At 61.4% G+C, this 21,003-nt stretch carries 18 protein-coding genes; all 18 read left to right on the top strand.

Translation table 11 applies throughout. From position 1 onward, the window contains the following. Nucleotides 1–139 precede the first annotated feature (139 nt). On the top strand, nt 140–1,075 hold the full coding sequence (locus ONB25_02455) for a thiamine pyrophosphate-dependent enzyme (GenBank protein ID MDZ7391747.1): 936 nt from the start codon (nt 140–142) through the stop codon (nt 1,073–1,075). A gap of 21 nt (nt 1,076–1,096) precedes the next feature. Beyond that, nucleotides 1,097–1,723: a CDP-diacylglycerol--glycerol-3-phosphate 3-phosphatidyltransferase gene (gene pgsA, locus ONB25_02460; protein MDZ7391748.1), complete on the top strand. Its 627-nt coding sequence runs from the start codon at nt 1,097–1,099 to the stop codon at nt 1,721–1,723. After that, entirely contained in the window at nt 1,720–2,166 is a 447-nt protein-coding gene (locus ONB25_02465) for a phosphatidylglycerophosphatase A (protein MDZ7391749.1), read from the top strand. Before pgsA ends, ONB25_02465 begins: the two co-directional genes overlap by 4 nt. Before the next feature lie 120 nt (nt 2,167–2,286). Beyond that, a complete protein-coding gene (locus tag ONB25_02470; GenBank protein MDZ7391750.1) occupies nt 2,287–3,561 on the top strand; it encodes a competence/damage-inducible protein A in 1,275 nt (424 codons plus the stop codon). Nucleotide 3,562: 1 nt separating this feature from the next. After that, nucleotides 3,563–4,132 carry an RNA 2',3'-cyclic phosphodiesterase gene (thpR, locus tag ONB25_02475; protein ID MDZ7391751.1) on the top strand — a complete coding sequence of 190 codons (570 nt, stop codon included), beginning with the start codon at nt 3,563–3,565 and terminating at the stop codon, nt 4,130–4,132. Between the two features lie 18 nt (nt 4,133–4,150). Beyond that, complete coding sequence (gene recA, locus ONB25_02480; GenBank protein MDZ7391752.1) at nt 4,151–5,212, top strand: recombinase RecA; 1,062 nt, start codon at nt 4,151–4,153, stop codon at nt 5,210–5,212. A gap of 17 nt (nt 5,213–5,229) precedes the next feature. Beyond that, nucleotides 5,230–5,901 carry a RecX family transcriptional regulator gene (locus ONB25_02485; protein MDZ7391753.1) on the top strand — a complete coding sequence of 224 codons (672 nt, stop codon included), beginning with the start codon at nt 5,230–5,232 and terminating at the stop codon, nt 5,899–5,901. Between the two features lie 25 nt (nt 5,902–5,926). After that, the gene (alaS, locus tag ONB25_02490) at nt 5,927–8,554 is read left to right on the top strand and encodes an alanine--tRNA ligase (protein ID MDZ7391754.1); all 2,628 of its coding nucleotides are present in this window, start codon (nt 5,927–5,929) and stop codon (nt 8,552–8,554) included. A 19-nt stretch (nt 8,555–8,573) separates the two neighbouring features. Further along, the gene (locus tag ONB25_02495; protein ID MDZ7391755.1) at nt 8,574–9,320 is read left to right on the top strand and encodes a geranylgeranylglyceryl/heptaprenylglyceryl phosphate synthase; all 747 of its coding nucleotides are present in this window, start codon (nt 8,574–8,576) and stop codon (nt 9,318–9,320) included. 43 nt (nt 9,321–9,363) lie between these two features. Further along, a complete protein-coding gene (locus ONB25_02500) occupies nt 9,364–9,939 on the top strand; it encodes a rubrerythrin family protein (protein MDZ7391756.1) in 576 nt (191 codons plus the stop codon). Between the two features lie 27 nt (nt 9,940–9,966). Continuing rightward, nucleotides 9,967–10,764, top strand: coding sequence for a hypothetical protein (locus ONB25_02505; GenBank protein MDZ7391757.1), 798 nt, complete (start codon nt 9,967–9,969; stop codon nt 10,762–10,764). Between the two features lie 8 nt (nt 10,765–10,772). Continuing rightward, complete coding sequence (locus ONB25_02510) at nt 10,773–11,381, top strand: D-sedoheptulose 7-phosphate isomerase (protein ID MDZ7391758.1); 609 nt, start codon at nt 10,773–10,775, stop codon at nt 11,379–11,381. Nucleotides 11,382–11,447: 66 nt separating this feature from the next. Then, entirely contained in the window at nt 11,448–13,547 is a 2,100-nt protein-coding gene (locus tag ONB25_02515) for a BatA domain-containing protein (GenBank protein ID MDZ7391759.1), read from the top strand. Further along, nucleotides 13,544–14,863, top strand: coding sequence for a GTPase HflX (hflX, locus tag ONB25_02520; GenBank protein ID MDZ7391760.1), 1,320 nt, complete (start codon nt 13,544–13,546; stop codon nt 14,861–14,863). Before ONB25_02515 ends, hflX begins: the two co-directional genes overlap by 4 nt. After that, nucleotides 14,860–16,542: a hypothetical protein gene (locus ONB25_02525; GenBank protein MDZ7391761.1), complete on the top strand. Its 1,683-nt coding sequence runs from the start codon at nt 14,860–14,862 to the stop codon at nt 16,540–16,542. The genes hflX and ONB25_02525 overlap by 4 nt, the downstream gene beginning before the upstream one ends. A 102-nt stretch (nt 16,543–16,644) precedes the next feature. After that, on the top strand, nt 16,645–17,925 hold the full coding sequence (locus ONB25_02530) for a bifunctional folylpolyglutamate synthase/dihydrofolate synthase (protein MDZ7391762.1): 1,281 nt from the start codon (nt 16,645–16,647) through the stop codon (nt 17,923–17,925). A gap of 360 nt (nt 17,926–18,285) precedes the next feature. Then, a complete protein-coding gene (ugpC, locus tag ONB25_02535; protein ID MDZ7391763.1) occupies nt 18,286–19,395 on the top strand; it encodes a sn-glycerol-3-phosphate ABC transporter ATP-binding protein UgpC in 1,110 nt (369 codons plus the stop codon). Nucleotides 19,396–19,610: 215 nt separating this feature from the next. Then, a complete protein-coding gene (gene rho, locus ONB25_02540; protein ID MDZ7391764.1) occupies nt 19,611–20,858 on the top strand; it encodes a transcription termination factor Rho in 1,248 nt (415 codons plus the stop codon). Nucleotides 20,859–21,003 lie beyond the last annotated feature (145 nt).

Below are 21,003 nucleotides of genomic sequence, written 5' to 3' on the forward strand. Positions count from 1 at the left end.
ACGGGACTTGGAACCGGAACACATCTACCAGGTCTATGCCGATTTGCGGCAGATAATTGCCACCGGGCGGGTGGCTTTCGAAGTGGGCTATCTGGGCTTGCGCGAATAGCGCGCCCTCTTTGAGTGCGGAGAGTCCTGTATGGCGACCATCAAGGAGCTTGCACAGCGTGGGGATAAGTTGTCGCCTGGGCACCGAGCGTGCGCAGGGTGCGTCCCGATCATTGCTTTTCATCAGGTACTGCGCTCCGTGCAGGGGCATGTGGTGTGTGGTTGTGCTACCGGATGCATGGAAGTGGTCACCACCATCTTTCCTTACACGGCGTGGAAGGTGCCATTCATCCACAACGCGTTCGAAAACGTCGCAGCGACCATTAGCGGCGTGGAAGCCGCCTACCGAGCACTGAAGCGGCAGGGTCGGGTGGAGAAGGATATCAAGTTTGTAGCTTTTGGGGGAGATGGCGGCACCTATGACATCGGCTTACAGTCGCTTTCCGGCGCCCTGGAACGAGGACACAACTTCCTCTACGTCTGTTACGACAACGAAGCCTATATGAACACCGGGATCCAACGTTCCAGTGCCACCCCTTTTGCCGCCGATACCAAGACGGCTCCGGCCGGCAAGGTGCACAAAGGCAAAAGGCAATTCCCCAAGAATCTGACTGAGATCGTCATCGCGCATGATGTCCCTTATGCGGCGCAGGCGAGTGTAAGCCATTGGAAGGACTTGAACCGCAAGGTGGAGCGGGCGCTGGCGGTGGAGGGTCCCACCTTCATCAACATCCTTGCGCCGTGCCCCCCAGGCTGGCGTTTCCCCCAGGAAATGGGTGTCGAGATGGCGCGCCTTGCGGTGGAGACCTGTTTCTGGCCTCTCTACGAGTACGACCACGGCGTACGCATCTTGAACTACCGACCAAAGGAAAAGAAGCCGCTGAGTGAATGGACCAAGCACCAAGGGCGGTTTCGTCATTTGCACCGGGCGGAAAATGCCCACCTGCTGGAGGCGGCCCAGGCAGAAGTGGACCGGAGGTGGGAGCAGCTGGTGCGTCTGTGCGAGCAGGCTGCCCGTCAGCAGTGACTGCAAACCACGTGGGGAACTATGACGCTTGCCAATGGCTTGACCCTGTTGCGCATTGCGCTCACGCCGGTGTTCGTGGTCCTGGTCATGGGCGAGGACCTTCTCAGCGTCTACGCGGGGTGTCTGATTTTTGTGGTGGCGTCGCTCACTGACCTGTATGATGGCTATGTGGCCCGCCGGTTTGGGGCCGTGAGCACCTGGGGCAAATTCCTAGACCCGTTGGCAGACAAGATCTTGATCACCGCCGCACTTATCTGTCTGGCGATACAGGGATACGTGGCAGTGTGGATGGTGGTGGTCATTGCCGTGCGCGATGCGGTGATCACCGGCTTGCGCTCGTATGCCATGTGGAAGCGGCAGCCGGTGGTGACCATGGGTCTGGCGCGCATGAAGACGGCCGCGCAGGCCTTGGCCGTGTACGTGGTGATGGGGTACATGTTGGCAGAGCGGACCTTCGGTGGGAAACCGTGGGCAAGCCGGCCCCTGGAGAGCATCCACCGCTGGGGCCTCGTGGACAAGCTGATGTTCTTTGTCACCTGCCTGACGGTGATCACCGGCGTGCTCTACTTGATCGACAACCGGTCCCATGTACGGCAGGTGGCGGCTGCATTGGTGCGCGCGCTCATCCCGCGGGGGGCGCGCGTATGAGCCCGCTAACTAAGCTTTGCGCCACCGGGCTGTACACGGGATTCTCGCCGGTGGCGCCCGGGACGGCCGGCAGTTTCTTGGCCCTGGTGCTCGCGTTCGTGCTCCCGCGCCCTGGCCTGCTGGGCTGGGCAGCGGTTTTGGCGGTGCTGATCCCCCTTGGCATCGCGGCCGCCTCGCGCGCAGAACGCGTGTACGGCCACGATGCCTCGCAGATCAACATTGACGAAGTGGTGGGCATGCTCGTTGCCCTGTCCGGAGTGCCCAGGACGCCAGCTGCTTTCGCCGCGGCTTTTGTGCTGTTTCGACTTCTCGATGTGGTCAAGCCCTTCCCTGTGGACGAGCTCCAAGAATTGCCGGCTGGATGGGGGGTGATGGCCGATGATTTGATGGCCGGCCTGTACACGTGCCTGGGACTGCATGTGGTGCTGAAGATAATCTCCTGAATTTTCCCTTTGCAGCGTGCCGTGCTTCTGCGCGAGGTGGGTTGGCTCCGGTGAAAACTCACCTTTGTTTTTTCTTGCAGAATTGCTTATATTTCCCCTGGTGCAACACTGGAGAAGTTGATGGCGCACGCCGCACGCGTGGTTGCCGAGCTGGTTGCCATCGGCGATGAGCTCCTGGCTGGCCACGTGGTCAATAGCAACGCACAGTTCTTAGCACGTGCCCTCCGAGGCGTGGGTGTGGTCCCGCAGTGGATGACCACGGTTGGGGACGACCCCGAGCAGATGCGGGATGCTCTGCAGCGGGCACTTTCCCGCGCTCAGGTGGTGCTCATCACCGGCGGGTTAGGCCCGACACCGGACGATCTGACCAGGGAGGTGGTGGCACAGCTGCTCCGAGTGCCTCTGGTGGTGGACCAGGAGGCCTTGGAGGCTATTCGGGCGCGCTTTGCGGCGCGCGGCTTGCCCATGAGCGCGAACAACGAGCGCCAGGCCCACATCCCGCGAGGTGCCACCATACTGCGCAATCCGCTGGGTACGGCCCCGGGTTTCATGTTCAGCTGGCAAGGAGCAGTGGCCTTCGCCCTGCCTGGAGTCCCGGGCGAGATGCGCGCTATGATGGAGCAAGAGGTGTTGCCGCGTCTGCGCACACGGACTGCAGGCTGGTGCGTGGTGGAGCGCGTGCTCCGCACGGTGGGCATCCCAGAATCCACCTTGGCCGAGCGACTCCAGGGGCTGGAAGAGAACCGGACGGTCCGGGTCGCATTTCAGGCCCATCGCACAGGCGTGGATGTGCGCCTCACCGCTGAGGGAGAAAACCGCGCCGCCTGCGTGGAGGCCATCGCCCAGAGCGAGCAGATGGCGCGTACCAGGGTTGGCGAGTTCATTTACGGAGTGGACGACTGCTCGTTGGAAGAGGCGGTGGGGCAGCTGCTGAGCGGCGCGGGAAAGACCATCGCCGTGGCCGAGTCGTGCACCGGGGGGTTGGTGGCCCATCGCCTGACCAACGTCTCTGGAAGCTCATCGTATTTCGAGCGCGGGGTGGTCGCCTACAGCAATCAGGCAAAAGTGCAGCTTCTGGGTGTGCCTCCTGAGCTCATAGCCCAGCACGGAGCAGTGAGCGCGGAGGTAGCCGTCGCTATGGCCGAAGGTATCCGCCGGGTAGCTGGGACTGATTTGGGCCTTTCCACGACCGGCATTGCCGGTCCTACGGGAGCCACCCCCACCAAACCGGTGGGCCTCGTCTACATAGGCCTGGCCGACAGTGCGCAAAGCGTGTGTAAGCGCAGCGTCTTTTCCTTGGATCGAGTCGGCAACAAGGAGCGGGCTGCGGCAGCAGCGCTGGACATGGTGCGGCGGTACCTTGCTGGGCTGCCCGTGATCAATGAGGCGATGTGAGGTGGCTAAGGTCAGGACTTTTATCGCCATCGATATCCCAGCTGCGCAGAAAGAGCAGATAGCCACGCTGCAGGGCCAGTTGCGTGCCCTTGGAGCGCGGGTGACTTGGACGCGGCCGGAGGGGATACACCTGACGCTGAAGTTTCTCGGCGACGTTGACGAGGGGCAGATTACCCAGGTGGCCGAGGCGGTGGGACGCGCTGCGCGAGGGATTGAGCCGTTTGAGGTGAGCATTGCAGGGACAGGGGCTTTTCCGGACTTTCGCCGCCCGCGCGTACTCTGGGTAGGGGTCGAGGAACCAAGCGGACGCCTGAAGGCGCTGGCTCAGGCGGTGGAACTCCAGTTGCTGCCGCTGGGCTTTCCGCGTGAGGGACGAGATTTCTCACCTCACCTGACACTCGGAAGGGTGAAGGACCCGCGAGGGGTGGAGCCGGTGGTGCGCGCCCTGCAACAGACGAACTTTGTGGGTGGCAGCTTTGCGGTGCAGGAGGTGGTGGTCATGCGCAGCGACCTCAAACCCAGTGGTGCCGAATACACGGCGCTGCACCGCATCGCGCTGGCAAGAGACTAACAAAGGTGGGGTCACGCGATGAGTGATCAGAAGAGCGAAAAGGAGCGGGCCTTGGAATTGGCGCTGGCGCAGATTGAGCGCCAGTTCGGCCGCGGCTCTGTGATGCGCCTGGGCGAGGAGCGGGCCCGGGTCAAGATCGAAGCCATTTCCACCGGGGCATTGTCCCTGGACGCTGCCATCGGCATCGGCGGTATCCCCCGCGGGCGAATCATCGAAGTGTTTGGCCCGGAATCCTCTGGCAAGACCACCCTGGCGTTGCACATGATCGCAGAGGCACAGAAGGCCGGCGGCATTGCGGCATTCATAGACGCTGAGCACGCGCTGGATGCCAACTATGCCCGCAAGCTGGGCGTGGACACCGATAACCTCCTCATCTCTCAGCCCGATACCGGCGAGCAGGCGCTGGAGATTACCGAGACCTTGGTGCGCAGCGGGGCGCTGGACATCGTGGTGATCGACTCGGTGGCCGCGCTCGTGCCTAAGGCAGAGATCGAAGGGGAGATGGGCGACGCGCAGATGGGCTTGCAGGCGCGCCTCATGTCCCAGGCCATGCGCAAGCTGGCAGGCTCTATCAGCAAGTCCAAGACCGCCGTCGTTTTCATCAATCAGATCCGAGAAAAGATCGGCGTTATGTTCGGCAGCCCTGAGACCACCACCGGAGGGCGAGCGCTGAAGTTTTATGCCTCGGTGCGGCTGGACATCCGCCGCGTGGGATCCATCAAGGAGGGCGAAAACGTGGTGGGGAACCGGACGCGCGTCAAGGTCGTCAAGAACAAGGTCGCGCCCCCCTTCCGCGAGGCCGAGTTCGACGTCCTCTATGGCAGCGGCATCTCACGCGTCGGCGACATCCTTGACCTGGCGGTGGAGCACAAGATTGTGGAGAAGAGCGGTACGTGGTTCTCCTTCGGCGACGAGAAGATCGGCCAGGGAAGGGACAACGCGAAACGCTACTTGGAGCAGTCTCCGGAGCTGTTGGAAAAGATCGAACGGCGGGTGCGCGAGGCGCTCGGACTGCTCCCAGAGCAAGAGGAACAGTCAGCCCCTGTGGCCGCCGAGCGCTCCTCAGCCAGTAAGAGCTGATTTCCCGGGCTTGCCGCATGAAGGGCACCAAGAAGCGGCAGATCACGGCTATCGAAATCCAGGAGCATGACCGCAGGAGGCGGAACGTCTTCCTGGATGGAGAATTCGCCTTTGGCATCGACCACGAGGTCCTCGCCGAAAGCGGATTTGGCGTAGGGGACTTTCTTACCGCTCAAGACGTGCGGCGGCTGCTCAACGCCGAGCGCAGGCACCAGGCGACGCAGAAGGCCTTGCGCCTGCTTTCCGTACGGAGCCGCAGCGAAAAGGAGCTGCGCACTCGGTTGGAGCAGGCCGGGTTCGGGGAGGCCGCCGATTCCACGTTGCGCACCCTTCGCCGCGCTGGGTTGGTGGATGATCTTCAGTTCGCCCTCAGCTACGCGCGTTCCCGCATCAGCACCAGGCCATGTGGCGAGTTTCTCCTCCGTCGAGAGCTCCGGGAAAAAGGCATTGCTGAGGAGACTATCGAGGCCGCTGTCGCAGAGGCCTATCGCGAGAAGGACCAGCGGCAGCTTGCCTACGAGCTGGCCGGGAAGAAGAAGCGTCTCCTGGCCACCACAGAGCAGGAAAAGGCGCAGCGACGAGTGGCGGATTTTCTCCTCCGCAGGGGGTTTGCATGGGACCTGGTGAGCGAGATCATGGAGCGCTGGGCAGAGCTGCCACTGGCAGTCCACGGCGAAGACAGCGTGTAAGCCTGGCGCGATAACGGCAGAATTGATGAAAACACCGCAGATGAAAGCAGCGACAGTTCGACAATCATTTCTCGACTTTTTCCAGAGCAAGGGGCATCGCATCATTCCCAGTGCGCCGGTCATACCCGTAGGTGACCCCACGCTCATGTTCACCAACGCCGGCATGAATCAGTTCAAAGACGTGTTCCTGGGCGTAGGACGACGGGACTATGTGCGCGTGGCCAACTCGCAAAAGTGCATCCGCGTCTCCGGCAAACACAACGACCTGGAAGAAGTGGGGCGGGACACGTACCACCACACCTTCTTTGAAATGCTGGGCAATTGGTCTTTTGGCGATTACTACAAGCGCGAGGCCATCGCCTGGGCGTGGGAGCTCCTGACCGAAGTGTGGCACCTGCCCAAGGAGCGGCTCTGGGCCACCGTATTTCGCGAGGATGACGAGGCTGCCGAGCTGTGGCCACAGGTGACCGATATCGATCCGGCACACGTGCTCCGTTTTGGTGAGAAGGACAATTTCTGGGAGATGGGTGACACTGGGCCTTGTGGCCCTTGCTCTGAGGTCCATATCGACCGCGGGCCGGAGTTCTGTGATTCTTCGGAACCGGGTCATGTGTGTGGGGTCAATGGCGGCTGCGCGCGTTTCTTGGAGCTGTGGAATCTGGTCTTCATCCAGTACAATCGGGGGGAAGACGGCGTGTGTACTCCCTTGCCGGCTAAGCACGTGGACACGGGCGCTGGGCTGGAGCGACTGGTGGCGGTGTTGCAGGGCAAGCGTTCCAACTATGACACCGACCTGTTCATGCCGCTAATCGAGGCTATTGCCGAGCGGACTGGCAAGAGCTACAGCGGGGGCAGTGACGAGCAGGCGGTGGCCTTTCGCGTCATTGCCGACCATGTGCGGGCGTTGTCGTTTGCCATTGCCGACGGGGCGCTCCCGTCCAATGAAGGCCGGGGTTATGTGTTGCGCCGCTTGTTGCGGCGGGCAGCGCGCTTCGGCCGCGTGTTGGAGATGCATGAACCCTTTATCTTTACTCTGGTGGCGCCGTTGGTGGACATGATGGGCGAGGCCTATCCGGAGCTACGTGCCCGCCATCAGCACATCGCACGGGTCATCCGTGCCGAGGAGGAGAACTTTAGCCGCACCCTTGACCGCGGCTTAGCCGAGTTTGAAAAGCGGGTGGAGCAATTGCTGGCGGAGGGGCAAAAGGTCCTCCCAGGCGAGGATGCGTTCCGCCTGCACGACACCTACGGCTTTCCCTTGGATCTGACACAACTGCTGGCGCGCGAACGCGGGCTTGCTGTTGATGTGGAAGGTTTCAACGCCGCGATGGAGGAACAGCGATCTCGATCGCGGGCAGCTGCGGCTGAGGCCGGTGTCGTCATTCCAGAGTTAGCAGGCCTCCCCTCCGGAGGATCGCGGTTTGTCGGTTATGAAACGCTGAGCGCCCAGACGCGCGTCGTCTACGCCGATGCCGAGCGCGTAGTCCTGGAGACTACCCCGTTCTATGCCGAGAGCGGCGGACAGGTGGGCGACACCGGATGGATCGCAGGCCAGCGCACCAGATTTCGCGTCGAGAACACCGTGCGGAGTGGCGACCATATTGTGCACCTTGGCCATTGGGAGCAAGGTGCCCCGTTCGCGGCGGGCGATGAGGTGGAGGCTCGTGTAGACGAGGAGCGCCGGCGGGCCACCGAGCGCAACCACACCGCCACCCACCTGCTGCACAAGGCCCTGCGCACCGTGCTGGGGGACCATGCGCACCAGGCAGGCTCCTTGGTGCATCCTGACTACCTCCGCTTTGACTTTAACCATTTTGAAAAGCTGAGCGCCGCGGAGCTTGAGCAGATTGAGGAGATGGTGAACCAGGCCATTCAGGCCAATTACCCAGTGCGTTGGGAGATTCTTCCCTTTGCGGAGGCCCAGGCGCGCGGGGCGGTGGCTCTGTTCGGCGAGAAGTATGAAGACATGGTGCGCATGCTGGAGGTGGATGACTACTCCCGGGAGCTTTGTGGCGGGACGCACGTGCGTGCCACCGGCGAGATCGGCGTGTTCTCCATTGTCAGTGAGTCAGCAGTGGCTGCCGGCGTCCGGCGCATCGAGGCCCTTACAGGCCAAAAGGCGGTGGAACGATCCCGGCAAGAACGCGAACTGTTGCGCCAGGCCGCGCAGGTCCTCTCCTGCCAGCCGGACGAGATGGTGCAGCGGTTAGAGGCGCTGCTGCGGGAAAGAAAGGAATTGTTGAGCGCAGTGAAAAGCCGCAAGGGCAAGGACCTGAGCGCCGAAGCCAGCTCGCTGGTGGCCAGGGTGCAGGAAATCGAGGGCATTAGGCTGGTCACCGGGCGCGTGCAAGTGAGCGACTTAGAGGAGCTCAAGTCATTAGCAGACATGGTGCGCGATCGCTTGGGCTCAGGTGCCGGGGTACTCTTTGCCAATGTGGACGGGAAAGGGAACTTTGTGGCGGTAGTCACTCCCGACCTGGCCGACAGCAACCGCTTACACGCGGGGACGCTTGTGCGCGAGGTGGGCAAACTGACCGGCAGTGGCGGTGGTGGGGGTGCGCGCATGGCCCAGGCAGGGGCAAAGGACCTGAGCCGGGTGGACCAGGCTCTGGCGGCCGTGCCCGAGATTGTGGCGCGCCTGCTGCGCTCGTGAGACCGACGAAGGACTCATCGTGCGAGTGTACGACTATCTGATGAGCACCCGCGAGCGTCGGGGTGCCGGCTACCTGGTGTTGTTTGACCCGGACAAGGAGGACGTGAGCAAGGCAGCGGCGCGTGCCGAGTACTGCCAGCAGGCAGGCGTCGATGCCCTGCTTGTTGGGGGCAGCCTGCTCCTGACCCCGTCCTTTGAAGACCTGTTGCGGGAACTCAAAAAGCGCCTGAGCATCCCGGTGATCATCTTTCCCGGCGGGGTGCGCCAGGTCAGCCCCCATGCCGACGCCATTCTGTTTATGTCGCTGGTCAGTGGGCGGAACGCAGAGCACCTCATCGGCGACCAGGTCGTGGCCGCGCCACTGGTAAAGGCATGCGGCCTGGAGCCCATCCCCACGGCGTACATGCTCATCGAGTCGGGCCAGACTACCTCGGCAGAGTACATGAGCAACACTCGGCCCATCCCTCGCCACAAGCCAGACATCGCGGCAGCTACGGCCTTGGCCGCGCAGTACCTGGGCATGAAGTTAGTGTACTTGGAGGCAGGCTCGGGGGCAGCGCAGTCGGTACCCGCCGAAATGATTCGTGCGGTGAGCTCCTATGTTGCCGTGCCGGTGATGGTCGGCGGAGGCATCACCTCCCCTGAGGAGGCCCGCCTCAAGGTAGAAGCTGGCGCCTCGTTCGTGGTGACGGGAAATGTGCTGGAACAAAAAGCCGATTGGGAGGTTATTCGTCACTTTGCCCAGGCGGTACACGTGCGGGGGTAGCATATTCTTCACACGAGATTAGAAACCCCATCGGAGGTGTGAGATGGCAAAGCTGAAAGGAACCAGAACGGAGCAAAACCTGCTCACCGCTTTCGCTGGCGAGTCGCAGGCGCGCAACCGCTACACCTTCTTTGCCTCACAAGCGCGCCAAGAGGGCTTTGTGCAGATTGCCAACATCTTCTTAGAGACCGCCGAGAATGAGAAGGAGCACGCCAAGCGCTTTTTCAAATTCTTGCAAGGGGGCGAGGTTCAAATCAGCGCAGCGTTTCCTGCGGGTGTAATCGGTTCGACCCTGGAGAACCTCCGCGCGGCTGCAGCTGGCGAGCGCTACGAACACAGCACTATGTATCCGGAGTTTGCGCGCGTGGCCGAGGAGGAGGGCTTTTCCGAGATCGCAGTGGCCTTCAGGAAGGTTGCGGAGGTGGAAGTGGCCCATGAGCGCCGCTACCTGAAACTGGCCGAGAATGTGGAAAAAGGGCGTGTATTTCGCAGGGATACCCCTGTGCGCTGGAAGTGCAACAATTGTGGCTACATTCACGAAGGAAAGGAGGCTCCAAAGCGCTGCCCGGCCTGTTTGCATCCGCAAGCGCACTTTGAGCTCTTCACCGAGCCCTATTGATAAGCCGGGTGCGGCTGAGAGACTTTGGTGATCGACCTACACGCGCATATTCTGCCTTCCTTCGATGACGGGCCCAGCTCCTGGGAAGAGGCCCGGGATATGCTGCGGCAGGCCGAGGAGGACGGCATCGTCGAGCTGGTGGCTACGCCGCACATCCTTGGCCCTTCCGACTTTGCCAGGCAGGACGAGATCAAGGCCCTTTTTGCTGAGCTATGTCGGGTGCGCGACCAGGGGGGCTTGAAGCTGCGCCTGCACCTCGGGGCAGAAATCTACGCCCATCATGAACTGCGCCTGGACGGGCCGTTCTTCACCCTGGGCGGAAATGGGCGCTACTTCATGGTGGAGTTTCCCATGGAGAATGTGCCGCCCTTCGTGGGCGAGCAGTTCTTCAATCTGATCATGGACGGCTACACGCCCTTGGTGGCGCACCCGGAGCGGAACTTGGCAATCTTGCGCGACCCAGGTGTGGCGGAAACCCTGGTGGAAAGGGGGGCCTTGCTGCAAATCAACTCTGGCAGCCTGCGGGGCGTGTTTGGTCCTGAGGTGCGACGTCTTGCCGAGCAGCTGCTCAATGCGCAGCTGGTGCATGTGGTGGCCAGCGACGCCCACGGCGCCAGTGCGCGGCGTCCGCGGTTGCAGGAGGCGTTCGGGTTGGTCGCCGAACGGTGGGGAGAGGAAACCGCCACACGCCTGTTCATCGATAACCCGCGCCGCATTCTCGCCGGCCAAAAGGTTGAGGCCCCTGAGCCGCTCCCCTTGCGAGCCGGCGAGTCCTCCGGGCCTTTCCAGCGCCTGAGGCGGCTCCTGCGCGGCAAGCAAAGATAGTTGCGGCTATGACGAGTATCACCCCTACGATGATCGACAAGGTCCAAGCACAGTTTGCGGCAAGCGCCGCGTTACTGCGGCAGGTGGCTGAGCTGCAGGCCGCTCGTCTTGCCGAGGTGGCCAGGGTCATGATTGAGGCAATGCGGGCCGGGCGCAAGATCATGGTCTGCGGCAATGGTGGCAGTGCGGCCGACGCCCAGCACTTTGCAGCGGAGATGATCGGTCGCTTCAGGAAGGAGCGAGCTCCTTTGCCGACCCTTGCGTTGAGCACCGATACTTCGGTCTTGACCGCCGTCGGGAACGATTACGGCTTCGAGCGGGTCTTTGTGCGGCAGGTAGAGGGCCTGGGGGTAAAAGGCGATGTCCTGGTGGGCATCAGCACCAGTGGCAATTCGGCCAACGTGGCGGAGGCGCTCCGGTATGCGCGCGCCCATGGCATTACCACAGTCGGCATTTTGGGTTGCGATGGGGGCATCATCGCCCAGGAGTGCGATTATGCCCTCATCGTGCCCAGCAAGGAGTCGGCGCGCATCCAGGAATGCCACGCCGTGATCATCCACGCCCTATGCGATCTGGTCGAGGAAGAGCTTGCCCACGATTCTGGCCGACCGCGATAGATAGTGGTGGGGGTCAGGTTAGGGGCCTGTGCGTAGTCAGTTCGTTAGCGAGGTGGTCTCGCCTCGATGATCTCTTTCCTTAATCCCACAGTGCTGTTTGGTCTGGTGGCGGCCGGCATCCCAGTGCTGGTGCACCTGCTGACCCGCCACAAGGCCAAGACCATCCCCTTTAGCTCGCTTGTGTTCCTCCGCCAGTTGGAGCAACGTAAGCTGAAAAGGCTGAAGCTGCGCCAGCTCCTTCTGTTGGTGCTGCGGACGCTGATCATCGTTTTCCTCGTGTTGGCCTTTGCCAGGCCAGCACTGCGAGGTACCAGTGTTGGCCTTGGCCCGGGGCCCTCTTCAGTGGTGATGGTGCTCGATAACTCTGCCAGTATGGCACGGGAGAGGGATGGCAGGACGCTGTTTGAGATCGGCGTCGAACGCGCCAAGAAGGTCGCCGATTTGATAGCGCCCGGCAGTGAAACGTGGGTGGTGCTTCCTGGTTCTCCTCCCCGACAGGCAGTCAGTGGCCCGTTAGAGAGCTCGGCTCTGCTTAGCGATCTTCTTAACCGGCAGACGTTGTCGCGGGAAGGGACCGATCTTGGGGGTGCAATTCGCCTTGGTGCTGCGCTCGCCGCCTCCGGGGCGCACGCAGCGCGCGAAATCTATGTGATCTCCGATTTTCAGGCCAGTGCCTTCCAGGAAGCCGGGCCAGATACCGTGAACGTGCCCATTCTGGCCCTGCCCGTGCAGGTGGACGACTGGCAGAACCTTGCGGTGGAAGACGTGCGCGTGGAGAGCCGTATTGTGGAAAAAGGGCGGGCGGTGCAAGTCCGGGCTACGGTGCGCAACACGGGCACGCATGCGCAACGAAACCGTCTCTTGCAGCTTTTCGTGGAAGGGAAAAGGGTGGCGCAGGCATCGGCGAGTTTGGAACCAGGCGACGCCACCGCCGTGACCATGAACTTTGTCCCCCAGCAGGCCGGCATTCTCAGGGGCAGCCTCGTGGTGGAAGACGATGGCCTCCCCCTGGATGACGAGCGCTTCTTCGTCCTGAAGGTCCCAGACCACGTTCCTGTCTTGGTGCTCGGTCAGGGCACAGGGGTAGAGCGCCTCCTGCTGGCATTGAACCCTGTGCGCGCCGAGCGGCCGTTCTTCCAGCTTACCGTGCGGAGGTCAGGAGGCCTGAGCACCGAGCTCGTGGCGGGACAAAAAGTGGTGGTGCTTTGCAACGCCCCACTTTTCAACGTCGAGGACGTGGCAATTCTCCGCCGCTTTGTGGAAGAAGATGGTGGCGGCCTGATGGTGGTCCCAGGAGTGGAAACCGACGTGCGGATGTTGAACGAACGCCTCCTTTCGCCTTTCGGCCTTCCTGTGTTGGCAGAGATGCTGGGCATGCTCGGCCAGGCGAGTTCCAGCTTCGAACTGGGCGACATCGACTACGGACACCCGCTGTTCGAAGGGGTGTTCGATCAAAAAGAACACCAGGTGCGCTCGCCGGAGTTTTTCGCTGCGTGGCGTACCAAGGGCGGTGGGGGGAGTAGGGAGGTTATCATGCGATTCGCGAGCGGTGATCCTTTCCTGCTCGACGCTCGCCTGGGTAAAGGCAGGGTGGTGATGTTTGCCTCGGGTTTTGAGCCGGAATGGTCGACGCTGTCGGTCTCCTCTTTGTTCGCGCCATTGGTATCCCGTGCGGTTCGATTCCTTGCGCAGACGGAGGCGGTGCAGGAGACGGAGGCGCTAGTCGGGCAGCCGCTCGTCGTCAAACTGAGCCCAGAGCACGTGCAAGCGCGGCTCGAGTGGGCAACGCCCGAGGGCACGCGGGTGGCCGTGGCTCCGCAGCTTCGGGGCACAAGTTATGTGGCCGAATTCCTGCAGACACGGCAACCCGGCTTCTACACACTTTATGCCAACGACGTGGTATTGGCGTGTCTGGCGGTGAACATGGATCCGAGAGAGTCCCGTTTTGAGCCTCTTGAAACGGAGGATTTGCGGACTCGCTACCCCACCATGACTTGGGTGACCGAGGGGGAGGATGTGGTCAAGAGCGTGCAACAGGCCAGGATGGGGCGGGAGTTGTGGCGTCCCTTGGCGGTGCTGGCGCTCTTGTGCATGGTGGTGGAAATGGCCCTTTATCGGGAAAAAGGAGAGGTCCTGGATGAAGGGGCGACGGAGGTGAGGAGTTGAATAGATCGGGCACAACTGAGGCGCTGCCACGGGAACGGGCCATTGTTGTGGGTCTTGCCACCCGTTCTACGCGTCGCGCCGCGGTAGAAGAGTATCTGGAAGAGTTGAGTCTCCTGGCCGACACTGCGGGTGCGGAGGTGGTAGGGCGAGTGGTGCAGGAGCGGAGCGAGATCGACCCGGCCTATTTCATTGGGCGGGGTAAGGTCGGTGAGCTCCGTGCCATGGTCAGACAGCATCGGGCCAACCTTCTTCTTTTCGACGATGACCTAAGTCCGGCGCAGGTGCGCAACCTGGAAAAGGGGTGTGGCGCGCGTGTTGTAGACCGGAGCGGGTTGATTCTGGACATCTTTGCTCGTCGGGCGCGCACACGGGAGGCGAAGACCCAAGTGGAATTGGCGCAGCTGGAATACCTCTTGCCCCGCCTCACCCGGCAGTGGACCCACCTTTCCCGCCAGGAGGGAGGCATAGGTCTGCGTGGTCCAGGTGAGACGCAGTTGGAAGTGGACCGGCGTCGCGTCAGACGGCGCATTACCTTGCTGCGCCAGGAACTGGCCAAGCTGCACCGACAGCGTGCCGTGCGTCGCAAACACCGCGAGGACCTGTTTCAGGTCGCCCTGGTAGGCTACACCAACGTGGGCAAATCCACCATCCTCAACGCGCTCACGCATGCCGAGGTGCTGGTGGAAGACCGGCTCTTTGCCACTCTCGACCCTACCGTGCGAGTTATGGCGCACGTGGGGCAGCGTACCGTAGTGCTCATTGACACCGTGGGCTTCATCCGCAAGCTTCCGCACCACTTGGTGGCATCGTTCATGAGCACGCTGCAGGAATCGATGGGGGCCGACCTGTTGGTCCATGTAGTGGACGTCAGTCATCCGCAATATGCGGAGCAGATGGCGACGGTGCGCGAAGTGTTGGGTGCGCTCAACGCTCTGGACCGCCCGATGCTCACCGTGTTCAACAAAGTGGACCTCTTGCCGGATACGAGCATCTTGGCCGGGCTCATGGAGGCCCATCGTCCCAGCGTTGCCGTATCAGCGACCCGCGGTATCTTCATGGACCATCTGCGAGAGGAGATCCTCCGTCTTGCGCAGCAGTCTCTGGTCGAGTTCGAGTTGGCGATGCCGGCAAGCGACAGCAAGCTTGTCGCCAGCGTTTACGCCCTGGCTGAGGTGTTGACTGCGGAGTGCCAGAACGGGCAGCTCATAGTGAAAGGGCGGGCCAGTCGGGCACGACTGGAGCGCATTCGACGGCTTGCGCAGGCCCACATCGCAGCGGGAAAAGAGATTGTAACTCAAGGAGCGGAAGAATCATGATTTCTCACCTCCTTCCTCCGCGCCTACGAGCTGGGCTGATTGGTGCAGCCCCGCTCATTGGGATCGTTGGCCTTGCCTGTGCTTCCCTGGCACAGGCACAAGAGCTGCGTATTCGCGGCACTAACACGCGCTACGCGCCAGGGGATTGGGTCACCTACTCGGTGCTTCGCTATGTGAACGCCGCAGCGGTAGGCGATCAGTACGTCTACTTTGCCACCTCCGGAGGGGTGGCTCGTTACGACCGGTATCGAAACAGGTGGGATTACCCGTGGACGCTGAGCAACGGACTGGCCGACAACAATGTGCGGTGCGTGGCCTATGACTTTTCCACCGGCTTGCTCTGGTGTGCTACTGGGGTGTCGGTCTCTTACTTCCACCCGGCTGCTCAGGTGTGGACTAATCTTTTCTACGACGAAATGGGCCTGGAGAGCGGCGACATGGTACAATCGATTGGCTTCGCTCAGCGGCAAGTTTGGCTTGAGACCGGGCGAGGTCAGTTTTTCGCGGGCGACCCCTCGGGTTTCTCCTTGGTCGGCGCAGACCCTCCGGAGGATGTTGTCTGGTTCGGCCAGCGCGCGCCGCGCCCCAGGTTGCCCCACCTTTTTGCCGAGACTGGACTCTTTTACGACAGCCGCGGTGTGCTCCAGGATGCAAATCTCCGCCAGTTCCCTTTGACCTGTTGGATTGATGACCCGTGGCAGGTGCTGTGGCTCGGTTCGTGGGGCCTGGGCGTGGGGAGGGCGGACCTCAAGAGTTATCGTCTCACCATGCTCCCGTTTGGCCTGTGTCAGCGGGATGCGCGGGTCATTGCCAAGCAGGGCCGGGAGATGTGGATTGGCGGATTTGAGGAGGACGTGTTCCCGGGTGTGACCGCGTGGGACGGTGCAGACTCGTGGGTATACTATGAGCCGCGACTGTTTACCGGCTTTTCGAATGCCAGCGTCCGGGCCATCGCCCTTGACGGCCGCGAGGTCTGGCTTGGCACCACGCACGGGCTGGTTTGGTTTGACCGCTCCCGCAATCTTTGGAAGACCTTTGGCAAGGCACATCTGCTCCCTGACGAGCAGGTCAACGACGTGCTCGTGGATTCCCTGTATGTGTGGGCGGCGACCGCGCGCGGCGTGACCCGCCTAGTCCGAGCCACGCTGCGGACCGACTCCCTTGTGGCGGAACTGGTCCAATGGCCAGCCCTCGGCGACGTTCATATCTACGACCTGGAGCGCACCCACAATCTGGTCTGGATGGGCACCGAGTACGGCATCTACGTCTACGACTGTGCGCGTGACTCGGGCGGCTTCTACAACGCCCCGGAGGGGCCTGTCAATCGCGCCGTGACAGCAGTGACCAGCTGCGGACAAGAATTGTGGTTCGGCACTACAGAAACGATCGAGGCCTTTGACATGGGCTCGCGCACGTGGTATCGACCCCCTGCGCGTCTGGTTGGCACTGGTGCTCCGGTCAACCGCATGACGGCTGACACCAGTGCGGTGTGGGCAGCCACCGATAAGGGGGTGCTCCAGTACGACCGCAAGCGGAAGCGCTGGCGCCTGTTTACCGTGGAAGATGGCCTCCCTACGAACGTGGTCTTTTCGCTGTGCTTGGATGGCGACTACATCTGGTTCGGTACCCCCAGCGGGCTGACGCGCTTCTACTGGAAAAGCCCTTATCGCATTGACTGAGCTATAGGCGCACGCCTGCAGAAGGAGGAAATCCTGACCGCCCAGAGACAAGAGCTTATCGACTACCTCTTTGGCCTCCACCGCTTTGGCTGGCGCTTGGGATTGGAGCGCATCACCGCGCTGCTGGAGCGCCTTGGCAACCCCCAGGGGCAGTTCGCCACCGTGCACATAGCCGGCACCAACGGCAAGGGGTCGACGGCGGCGACGCTGGCTGCCATTCTCACCCACGCGGGGATCCGTACCGGTCTTTACACGTCGCCCCATCTGGTGCGCCCTGAGGAGCGCATCGTGGTGAACGGCGTGCCCATCGCGGCGGAGGATTTTGTCGAGCTGATTGCCACGGTTCGCCCATGGGTAAACGAGCTGAATGCCACCTTTTTTGAGGCCATGACTGCTCTTGCCTTTCTCCATTTCGCCCGTCAGGATGTGGAAATCGCCGTCGTGGAAGTGGGATTAGGGGGTCGGTTGGACGCCACGAACGTCATCCACCCGCTCCTTACGCTCATCACCAGCATCGACATTGACCACACGCAGCAGCTCGGTGCCACGGTGGAGCAGATCGCCCTAGAGAAGGCAGGCATCATCAAGCCGGGGGTCCCGTGCCTCACCTCGGCTGCCAGTGCGGAGGCAAGAGCGGTACTCCGCTCCGTAGCTGAAGAGCGGGGGGCCCCTTTCTTCACCGTGGAGGACTTGTATCAGGTCGCCGATGTGACGCTAACGGACCGCATCACCCGTCTTTCACTGCTCAACGAGCATTTCAGCGTGCTTCATCTAGAGACGTCCCTCGTGGGGGGACATCAGGTGAGCAACGCAGCGCTGGCCGTCGGGGCGGCGCACCTACTGGCGCAGCAGGAAGCACGCATCACGCACGAGGCGGTCAGGGCGGGGCTCGCGAAGGTCCACTGGCCCGGGCGGCTGCAAAGGATCAGCGACTTGCCCACGATAGTGGTTGATGTGGCACACAATCCGGCCGCAGTGCAGTGCGTGGTGGAGGCCCTGCGCCTCTTCCACTTTCGGCGACTCCTGCTGGTCATGGGGGTGATGCGCGACAAAGACTACCACGCGATGGTGAAGGCCATAGCGCCGGTCACGCACCGGGCCATAGCGGTTGCCCCTGCAACGCCACGAGCCTTGCCTTCAGAGGAATTGGCGGCCGCGTTTCGCGCGCACGGAGTGCCGAGCGCGGTGGAGGACTCGCCAGCGGCTGGCCTGGGCCGTGCGCTGAGCTTCGCGGAGCCCGATGATCTGATCCTCTGTACCGGCTCCCACTACACGGTGGGCGAAATACTCGGAGCCTGGAACAACCGCGCCGGGCAAAACCGTCCGGTCGCTCAACCCCCGGGAGCGGGTCACTGCGGCGCAACAGAGAAGAGCGTCGGCTGATGATCCTTTGCTGGGGAATGCCGTGGGCGCCGCGGCCCTACCATCGCCCTTTCTGATTCAGGTGAGGGCTAGGCAGAAAGAGGGCCTGCGGTGACCAACAGTCGACAACGGCAGGTGGTGGCTTCGCCTCCGAGGCGTGATGTGACGCCGGACGAAAGGGGGAAACACGTTTTCGTCGCGCAATGTGACAGACACTTAACAAAAACCTTGACAAAGTTGCGATTATTTGCTATATTGCCGTGCCGTTTGTGCGACGGCTCTGGTCCCTGACGCCCCCTATCTGTCCTCGTCATGTGAAAGACCCAAGCACGCGCGCTCAACCTCATGCGTCTTGACCGAACAATCCGGAGCTGAATAATTATGGCCAGGGTGGAACTGAAGGAAGTTACCAAGGTATTCGAGAAGAACGTGGTGGCAGTAGACAAAGCCACGTTTACTGCTGAAGACAAGGAGTTTGTGGTGCTGGTGGGCCCTTCTGGGTGTGGCAAGTCCACTACCCTGCGCATGATTGCGGGGCTTGAGGAAGTCACCGAGGGGGAAATCTACATCGGCGATCGTTTGGTTAATGATGTGCCGCCGAAGGATCGGGACATTGCCATGGTCTTTCAGAACTATGCCTTGTACCCGCACATGACCGTGTACCAGAACATGGCATTTGGGCTGAAGCTGCGCAAGTACCCGAAGAAGGAGATCGAGCAGCGCGTTAACGAGGCGGCGGAGATATTGGGGATCAAAGATTTACTCGACAGGAAACCCAAGGCGCTTTCCGGGGGTCAGCGGCAACGGGTTGCGGTGGGACGGGCAATCGTGCGCAAACCTAAAGTGTTTCTTTTCGATGAGCCGCTTTCCAACCTCGACGCCAAGCTTAGGGTGCAAATGCGCACGGAGATTTCCAAACTCCACGCACGCCTGGAGACGACAATGATCTACGTCACGCACGACCAGGTAGAGGCAATGACCATGGGGGACAAGATCGTGGTGATGAAGGACGGGGTGATTCAGCAGATTGCCGACCCGCTTACGCTCTACAACCGCCCGAGGAACAAGTTTGTCGCCGGATTCATCGGCAGCCCGGCAATGAACTTTTTCGGGGGCCGCATTATCCACCAAGATGGGCTGTGGTTCGACGCTGCACCGCTCCGCCTGCGCATTCCGGCTTCGCTGATGTCCCTCCTCAAGCCCTATGTGGAGCGCGAGATCATTTTTGGCATTCGTCCGGAGGACATTCATCTCGGCGAGTTTGCCGGACATGTCCGGGAGGCAGCCACGGCGACCTGTGTGGTAGAGGTCGTCGAACCCATGGGTAACGAAATATTCCTGTACCTCAGTTGCGGGCCCAACTCGATGGTGGCTAGGATTCCTGCCCGTCGCGAACCCGCCGTTGGCGAAAGGATGGATGTGGTGTTCGACATGAGCAAGGTGCACTTTTTCGACAAGAGCACAGAGGAGGCTGTCGCCCAAAGCCAGTGACTGGTTGCCCGTTGTGCCAAGCCAAGCATCCAACACCTTCTTCCCAAATCAACGTGCACAATGAGTGTCTTTCCGCCGAAGGCGGAGTGTACAAAGTCCCTTTGTATCGGGAGTGAACTGCTGCGCCGATGAGCGCTGTGGGGGTGCGGACCGTTTTCCGCCTTCCGGAGGGCAGAAGAGTGTCTTTGTTGACCTAAAGTTATGGAGAGTGAAGTATGGATATTGCCCAGTTGAAAGCGATGAAGATCGCAGAGTTGGTCAAACTGGCGCAGGAGATGCAGATTTCTGGCTGCACCAACATGCGCAAGCAAGAGTTGATCTTTTGCATTTTGGAGGAACAGACCAAGCGCGAAGGCCTCATCTTCGGTGAGGGGGTCCTCGAGGTCCTGCCGGATGGGTATGGCTTCTTGCGCTCCCCGGACTATAACTACTTGCCGGGGCCGGACGACATTTACGTGTCGCCTTCCCAGATTAAGCGCTTTGGCCTGCGCACCGGCGACACCGTTTCCGGGCAGATCCGCCCACCGAAGGAGAATGAGCGCTTTTTCGCCTTGCTGAAGGTGGAGGCGGTCAACTTTGAGAATCCGGACCTTGCCAAGAGCAAGATGCTGTTCGACAACCTGACGCCGCTGTACCCCATGGAGCGCATCAGGCTGGAGACCTCGCCCACCGACTACTCCATGCGCATCATGGATCTGTTGACGCCCATCGGCAAGGGGCAGCGCGGCTTGATTGTCGCCCAGCCCAAGACCGGCAAGACGACCCTCCTGCAGAAGGTGGCCAATAGCATCACCACCAACCATCCAGAAATCAAGCTCATCGTATTGTTGATTGATGAGCGGCCGGAAGAGGTCACCGACATGGAGCGTTCCGTAAAAGCGGAGGTGATCAGTTCTACCTTTGATGAGCCTGCGGAGCGCCACGTGCAGGTGGCCGACATGGTCTTGGAAAAGGCAAAGCGCCTGGCCGAGTATGGGCATGACGTGGTGATTCTGCTAGATAGCATCACCCGCCTTGCGCGAGCCCATAACGCGGTGGTGCCTCATAGTGGCAAGATTCTCTCCGGCGGTGTCGACGCCAACGCTCTGCACAAGCCAAAACGCTTTTTCGGAGCCGCGCGTAACATCGAGGAGGGCGGAAGTTTGACCGTCATCGCTACTGCCCTCATTGACACCGGTTCGCGCATGGACGAAGTGATTTTTGAGGAATTCAAGGGCACCGGAAACATGGAGCTGGTGCTCGATCGGCGTCTGTCTGACAAGCGCGTGTTCCCCGCCATCGACGTCAACAAGTCGGGGACGCGTAAAGAGGAGCTACTCCTGACGCCGCAGGAGCTCAATCGGGTGTGGATTCTCCGCAAGGTCCTCAGCGAGCTTTCCGTCACCGAGGCAATGGAATTCCTGTTGGAAAAGATGCGCGGAACAAAATCCAACAAGGAGTTCCTGGAGTCCATGAGCACCTAACACATCAAGATCCGGCACCCGCGCTTTCTGGCGCCTGTTTGAAGCCCTTAGCGTGCGCCTGGGCTAATGCGCCGGTGCCTTCGGAGGCTCTCTGTGACCTCAGAGGTTGGTGCAGGCGCTCTCTGGGTCTGCCGATGGACGTGGA

The organism is candidate division KSB1 bacterium (assembly GCA_034506335.1).
Lineage (GTDB): Bacteria > Zhuqueibacterota > Zhuqueibacteria > JANLFK01 > Oleimicrobiaceae > Oleimicrobium.

Bases quoted from the DNA above. Each gene is read 5' to 3' on its own strand.
- ONB25_02455 (MDZ7391747.1), top strand. From the start codon at position 140: ATGGCGACCATCAAGGAGCTTGCACAGCGTGGGGATAAGTTGTCGCCT.
- pgsA (MDZ7391748.1), top strand. From the start codon at position 1,097: ATGACGCTTGCCAATGGCTTGACCCTGTTGCGCATTGCGCTCACGCCG.
- ONB25_02465 (MDZ7391749.1), top strand. From the start codon at position 1,720: ATGAGCCCGCTAACTAAGCTTTGCGCCACCGGGCTGTACACGGGATTC.
- ONB25_02470 (MDZ7391750.1), top strand. From the start codon at position 2,287: ATGGCGCACGCCGCACGCGTGGTTGCCGAGCTGGTTGCCATCGGCGAT.
- recA (MDZ7391752.1), top strand. From the start codon at position 4,151: ATGAGTGATCAGAAGAGCGAAAAGGAGCGGGCCTTGGAATTGGCGCTG.
- ONB25_02485 (MDZ7391753.1), top strand. From the start codon at position 5,230: ATGAAGGGCACCAAGAAGCGGCAGATCACGGCTATCGAAATCCAGGAG.
- alaS (MDZ7391754.1), top strand. From the start codon at position 5,927: ATGAAAACACCGCAGATGAAAGCAGCGACAGTTCGACAATCATTTCTC.
- ONB25_02500 (MDZ7391756.1), top strand. From the start codon at position 9,364: ATGGCAAAGCTGAAAGGAACCAGAACGGAGCAAAACCTGCTCACCGCT.
- ONB25_02510 (MDZ7391758.1), top strand. From the start codon at position 10,773: ATGACGAGTATCACCCCTACGATGATCGACAAGGTCCAAGCACAGTTT.
- ONB25_02515 (MDZ7391759.1), top strand. From the start codon at position 11,448: ATGATCTCTTTCCTTAATCCCACAGTGCTGTTTGGTCTGGTGGCGGCC.
- ONB25_02525 (MDZ7391761.1), top strand. From the start codon at position 14,860: ATGATTTCTCACCTCCTTCCTCCGCGCCTACGAGCTGGGCTGATTGGT.
- ugpC (MDZ7391763.1), top strand. From the start codon at position 18,286: ATGGCCAGGGTGGAACTGAAGGAAGTTACCAAGGTATTCGAGAAGAAC.
- rho (MDZ7391764.1), top strand. From the start codon at position 19,611: ATGGATATTGCCCAGTTGAAAGCGATGAAGATCGCAGAGTTGGTCAAA.